The sequence below is a fragment of the Blastomonas sp. genome (assembly GCF_041747255.1).
In the GTDB taxonomy this organism is placed as follows: Bacteria; Pseudomonadota; Alphaproteobacteria; order Sphingomonadales; family Sphingomonadaceae; genus Blastomonas.
Genome location: NZ_JBGTFM010000396.1, coordinates 1 through 4,585, shown reverse-complemented (window position 1 = coordinate 4,585; position 4,585 = coordinate 1). Strand labels below are relative to the sequence as shown.

Sequence of the window (4,585 nt, the reverse complement as noted above, 5' to 3'; positions counted from 1 at the left end):
GCCGTTCATGAAGTCGCGGAAGCTCTGGCCCGCCGCATCAATGTAGCGGCCATCGCGGAACACGAAATACATCGGCACGTCGAGCATGTATTCGACATAGCGCTCGTAGCCAAAGCCATCTTCGAACACGAACGGCAGCATTCCGGTGCGCGCCGGATCGGTGTCTGACCAGATGTGGCTGCGGTATGAGAGGAAGCCGTTAGGCTTGCCTTCGGTGAACGGCGAGTTGGCAAACAGCGCGGTCGCCAGGGGCTGCAGCGCCAGCCCAACGCGGAACTTCTTGGCCATGTCGGCCTCGCTCGCATAGTCGAGATTGACCTGGATGGTGCAGGTGCGCAGCATCATGTCGAGCCCCATGCTGCCGACGCGCGGCATATGGTCGAGCATGATCTTGTACCGACCCTTGGGCATGATTGGCAGTTCGGCGCGGGTCTTGTCAGGCCACATGCCAAGCCCAAGGAAGCTTTTGCCGGTCTTCTCACCTATCGCCTTGACCTGCCCCAGATGTCGCCCGGTTTCGGCGCAGGTTTCGTGCAGGTTTTCCAGCGGCGCGCCCGACAGTTCGAGCTGACCGGCCGGTTCAAGGCTCACGGTGCCATCAGGCCCGCGCATCGCGATAACGTTGCTGCCATGGTCAGACAACTCCTCGACCGGCTCCCAGCCGAATTCGGTCAGCGCCATCAACAGGTCGTGGATGCCGCCGGGTTCGGAATAGCTCGGCGCGTGGTGATCGTTGCGGCAGAACACGAACTTTTCATGTTCGGTACCGATGCGCCAGTCGGCCTTGGGCTTTTCGCCCTGCTGCATCGGTTCGGCCAGTTGCGCGACGGAGGTGACGTAGGGATCGTCAAGGCCGATGTCGTTGCGAGTGCTCATAGTCAGACGGCTACCTGTGGGGACTTATCGCTGCCTTTAGTTGCACGCTGCAACCCATGCCAGCTTTATTTGCTTTAACGGCGCGAAGCAGAAACCTCAGCCATCCCAGTCGCCGCGCCCCGCCATCCACAGCGCGGTGGCGGCAATTGCGGCGGTTTCCGCGCGCAGGATGCGTGGACCCAGCGAGACGGGGACAGCGGCGGGGTGGGAACGGATGTCGGCATTCTCGGCATCGCTGAAGCCGCCCTCGGGACCGATCAGCACCGCCGCAGGGCCAGGATGTTCGCGCAGCGCCTTGCGGAACGATCCGCTGCCGCTTTCGTGCAAACGCTCGTCAGCGAACAACAGGTGACGTCCCTCGGGCCAGTCGCGCAGCAGCACATCGAGCCGGGTGAGGGGGGCGATTTCAGGCAGCGCGGTGCGCTCGCATTGCTCGGCTGCCTCGATCATCGTGGCGCGCAACCGGTTGTCCTTGATCTTGTCGACCACCGCGCGTTCGGTCAGCACTGGCACGAACCGCGCGACGCCAAGCTCGCAGGCCTTTTCAGCGAGAAAATCAAAGCGCGCGCGCTTGATCGGAGCGGCGCACAGCCAGAAATCGGGCACCGCTTCGCGCGTACGGAGCAAGGATTCCACCGTCAGCACAAGGTCGCGCTTGCCCCTTGCGGCGACGCGGGCGAGATATTCGCCGCTGCGGTCATCGAACAGCTTGACCGGCGCGCCATCGGCCAGCCGCATCACGTTGATCAGATAATGCGCCTGTCCGCCTTCAATGCGCAGATCAGCGCCTTGGGCCAGCGGCTGATCAACAAACAGGCGCGGCGCAGAGCGCGGCGGCCAGGCAGGGGTGGCGGGCATGGCATTGGCGTTAGCGCGGCAAGACGGCGAGGTCAAAGCGCAACATCGCCCATCCACGCAGGAGCCGCGCAAACCCGCACCGTTTGGCTTGAGCCTATCGTCAGGCGCGCGTAAGCCAGCGCGATGACGACCACTCCGTTGCCTGATACCGAAACACGCGGGCTGCTGGCGCTGCTGCCTGCGAGCGCGCGGCCCTATGCACTGCTGGCGCGGTTCGACCGGCCGATTGGCTGGTGGCTGCTGTATTGGCCGTGCGCCTTTGCGCTGGGGCTGGCAGGCGGGTTGCAGGCACAATGGCCGATGCTGGGCTGGATGCTGCTGGGAGCCATCGCGATGCGCGGCGCGGGCTGCGTGTACAACGACATCATCGACCGCGATCTTGATGCGCAGGTTGCGCGCACCCGCGGGCGCCCGCTGGCGAGCGGTGCGGTCAGCCTGAAAGCCGCATGGGGCTGGCTGCTGCTGCTGTGCCTCATCGGGCTGGGCGTGCTGGTGCAGCTCAACCAGGTCGCCGCACTGATCGCCATCGCCAGTCTGGGGCTGGTCGCCGCCTATCCGTTCATGAAGCGGATCACCTGGTGGCCGCAGGCGTGGCTGGGGCTGGTGTTCAGCTGGGGCGCGCTGGTTGCCTGGGCGCAAGTCGAGCCGACCGTGCCGCTCGCCGGGCTGCTGCTCTATGCCGGGTGCATCTTCTGGGTGATCGGCTACGACACGATCTATGCGCTGCAGGATGTCGAGGATGACGCCTTGGTCGGCATTCGGTCGAGCGCGCGCGCGCTGGGCAGCGGCGTGCGGCTGGGTGTCGGCGTGTTTTACATGACCACGATTGCCTGCTGGGCAGGTGCAATCTGGTTGGTGCGGCCCGATTGGCTGGCGTTGCTGGCGCTCGCCCCCTTGGCCGCGCATCTGGCATGGCAACTGGCAACGCTGCGCCCCAATGATCCGCAGGACCCCCTGATCAAGTTTCGCAGCAACCGCAACGCCGGGCTGCTCGCCTTTCTGGCGTTCGCGACCGTTGGGCTGGCGGGATGACAGCCTTACCGCCAAGGTAATGGAATTGCCGCGTTGCAGCGGCTAGCGTTCGCGACATGACCCAACACCCTCGCCAGGCCGCGCCCGTCGGCTCACAGCTGCGCCAATGGCGTGAACGCCGCCGCCTCAGCCAGCTGCAGCTCGCGCTTGAGGTCGAGATGTCGACCCGGCACCTGAGCTTTGTTGAAACCGGGCGCGCGCAGCCCAGCCGCGATCTGATCATGCGGTTGGCCGATTATCTTGATATTCCGCTGCGTGCCCGCAACCAGATCCTGCTCGCAGCCGGGCTTGCACCCGAATTTGAGGAGACCGGCCTGTCTGCGCCTGAAATGGCAGAGGCGATGGCGGTGATCGAGCATCTGCTTGCAGCGCATGCGCCGTTCCCCGCTATGGTGGTCGATCGGCACTGGAACATGGTGGCGTCAAACGCGGCAGTGGCGGTGCTGACCGAACAGATCGCCGCGCATCTGCTGGTGCCGCCGGTCAATGTGCTGCGGCTGGCGCTACATCCCGATGGCTTGGCCCCGCAGGTTGTGAATTACGAGCTGTGGCGCAGTTACATCCTGCACCGGCTCGATCGCGACATCGACCTGTCAGCCGACGAGGGGCTGGCGGCGTTGCGCGACGAGCTTGCGGGCTATCCCGGCGTCGCCAATGACAACGCCAGCCCCGGCCCGCCGCCAATCGCGCTGCCGCTGGTGATCGATACCGCAGCCGGGCGTTTGTCGTTCATCGGCACGGTGACGACCTTCGGCACGCCGCGCGACATCACCTTGTCCGAACTGGCGCTGGAAACATTTTTCCCGGCCGACAGCCACACCGCGCAGGTGCTGCGCACGCTGGCTGAGACATAGAGAATTTGAGAGAGGGGAAGGGCAGGGCGGCGCGAGACCAATCGAACAACCGCCCTGCCATTGAGTCATGTGAAGACAACTGTGCAAAGCGTAGCAGGCAGCGTGCCAGACCAACTTTTGCCTGATGCATCATAGCTTTGGATGGTTAACGAGATATTCCAGCCCGACTTCGGTGTAAAATCCCCCGACAAGCGGCACCGGGATGATCATGGTTAGCAAAACGCTAAACCCGGCCGCAGCGCCGCCGTTAACCATGTTCAGGTGCAACACAGATTGAAAGGTTTGCGATCATGCTCGGTCTTTTGGCGCAAAAGGGTTTGGGGCTGCTGTCGCGCGTAGTTGAGGAGCCTTCGCCCGAGCGCGCGCGTCTGCTGGGGCTGCTGGGAGCGCTGGTCGATGAATGCGACAGCGAGAGCGCTGCGCTGGATGATCAGCCGTTGATGCCCGGCCGCTATTATTCGGTCGCCCGCGCCGCGTCGCTTGGTCACTACCGGATTGAGCCGGAACGGATTGCCGAACGCATTTTGCGTCACTGAGCCTCAGCCGTGACGAGACCCATCGGTGTTTGCTGCTTGGCAGGCGGGCCGCTTTCAGCAATGAAAGGCCATGGCCACATCTTCATCACTCCCCGACAATGCGCCACCGGCCATTGATCAGCTTATGGTTGATCCGCGCACCGGCGAACCGCTTGCCGTTGCCACACCCGCCGCCACGATCATCGTGTTTCGCGATGCACCCCATGGCGGCCCGCCGGAATTGCTGATGGTCGAACGGTCGTCGCAAATGGTGTTTGCCGGCGGGGCAGTGGTGTTTCCGGGCGGCAGGGTGGACCCTGATGATCATGTCATTGCCCGGACGCTCGACCATGGGCTGGACCCTGCGTGTGCGGCGGCGCGTGTTGCGGCGGTGCGCGAAACCATTGAGGAAACAGGGCTTGGCGTCGGCTTTGTCGAGCATCCGGCACG

General features: G+C 64.2%; 6 protein-coding genes. 4 read left to right on the top strand and 2 right to left on the bottom strand.

Annotation, left to right across the window (positions count from 1 at the left end; genetic code table 11):
- Both ACEW8G_RS13390 and ACEW8G_RS13385 read right to left on the bottom strand, forming a co-directional pair.
- The coding region (locus ACEW8G_RS13390) for a glutamate--cysteine ligase (RefSeq protein ID WP_373488906.1) at nt 1-876 on the bottom strand (876 nt) is incomplete at its 3' end.
- 96 nt (nt 877-972) lie between these two features.
- Nucleotides 973-1,734 carry a 16S rRNA (uracil(1498)-N(3))-methyltransferase gene (locus ACEW8G_RS13385; RefSeq protein ID WP_373488905.1) on the bottom strand — a complete coding sequence of 254 codons (762 nt, stop codon included), beginning with the start codon at nt 1,732-1,734 and terminating at the stop codon, nt 973-975.
- 123 nt (nt 1,735-1,857) lie between these two features.
- Here ACEW8G_RS13385 and ubiA point away from each other — a divergent pair, with 123 nt between their 5' ends.
- The 4 genes from ubiA to ACEW8G_RS13365 all read left to right on the top strand — a co-directional run.
- Nucleotides 1,858-2,766 carry a 4-hydroxybenzoate octaprenyltransferase gene (gene ubiA / locus ACEW8G_RS13380; RefSeq protein ID WP_373488904.1) on the top strand — a complete coding sequence of 303 codons (909 nt, stop codon included), beginning with the start codon at nt 1,858-1,860 and terminating at the stop codon, nt 2,764-2,766.
- Nucleotides 2,767-2,822: 56 nt separating this feature from the next.
- The gene (locus ACEW8G_RS13375; protein WP_373488903.1) at nt 2,823-3,620 is read left to right on the top strand and encodes a helix-turn-helix domain-containing protein; all 798 of its coding nucleotides are present in this window, start codon (nt 2,823-2,825) and stop codon (nt 3,618-3,620) included.
- Nucleotides 3,621-3,910: 290 nt separating this feature from the next.
- Nucleotides 3,911-4,156: a hypothetical protein gene (locus ACEW8G_RS13370; protein ID WP_373488902.1), complete on the top strand. Its 246-nt coding sequence runs from the start codon at nt 3,911-3,913 to the stop codon at nt 4,154-4,156.
- A 124-nt stretch (nt 4,157-4,280) separates the two neighbouring features.
- Nucleotides 4,281-4,585: NUDIX domain-containing protein (locus ACEW8G_RS13365; protein WP_373488907.1), on the top strand; the 305-nt coding region annotated here is incomplete at its 3' end.

Excerpts from the sequence above, each read along its gene's own strand:
- ACEW8G_RS13385 (WP_373488905.1), bottom strand. The coding sequence starts at position 1,734 with ATGCCCGCCACCCCTGCCTGGCCGCCGCGCTCTGCGCCGCGCCTGTTT.
- ubiA (WP_373488904.1), top strand. The coding sequence starts at position 1,858 with ATGACGACCACTCCGTTGCCTGATACCGAAACACGCGGGCTGCTGGCG.
- ACEW8G_RS13375 (WP_373488903.1), top strand. The coding sequence starts at position 2,823 with ATGACCCAACACCCTCGCCAGGCCGCGCCCGTCGGCTCACAGCTGCGC.
- ACEW8G_RS13370 (WP_373488902.1), top strand. The coding sequence starts at position 3,911 with ATGCTCGGTCTTTTGGCGCAAAAGGGTTTGGGGCTGCTGTCGCGCGTA.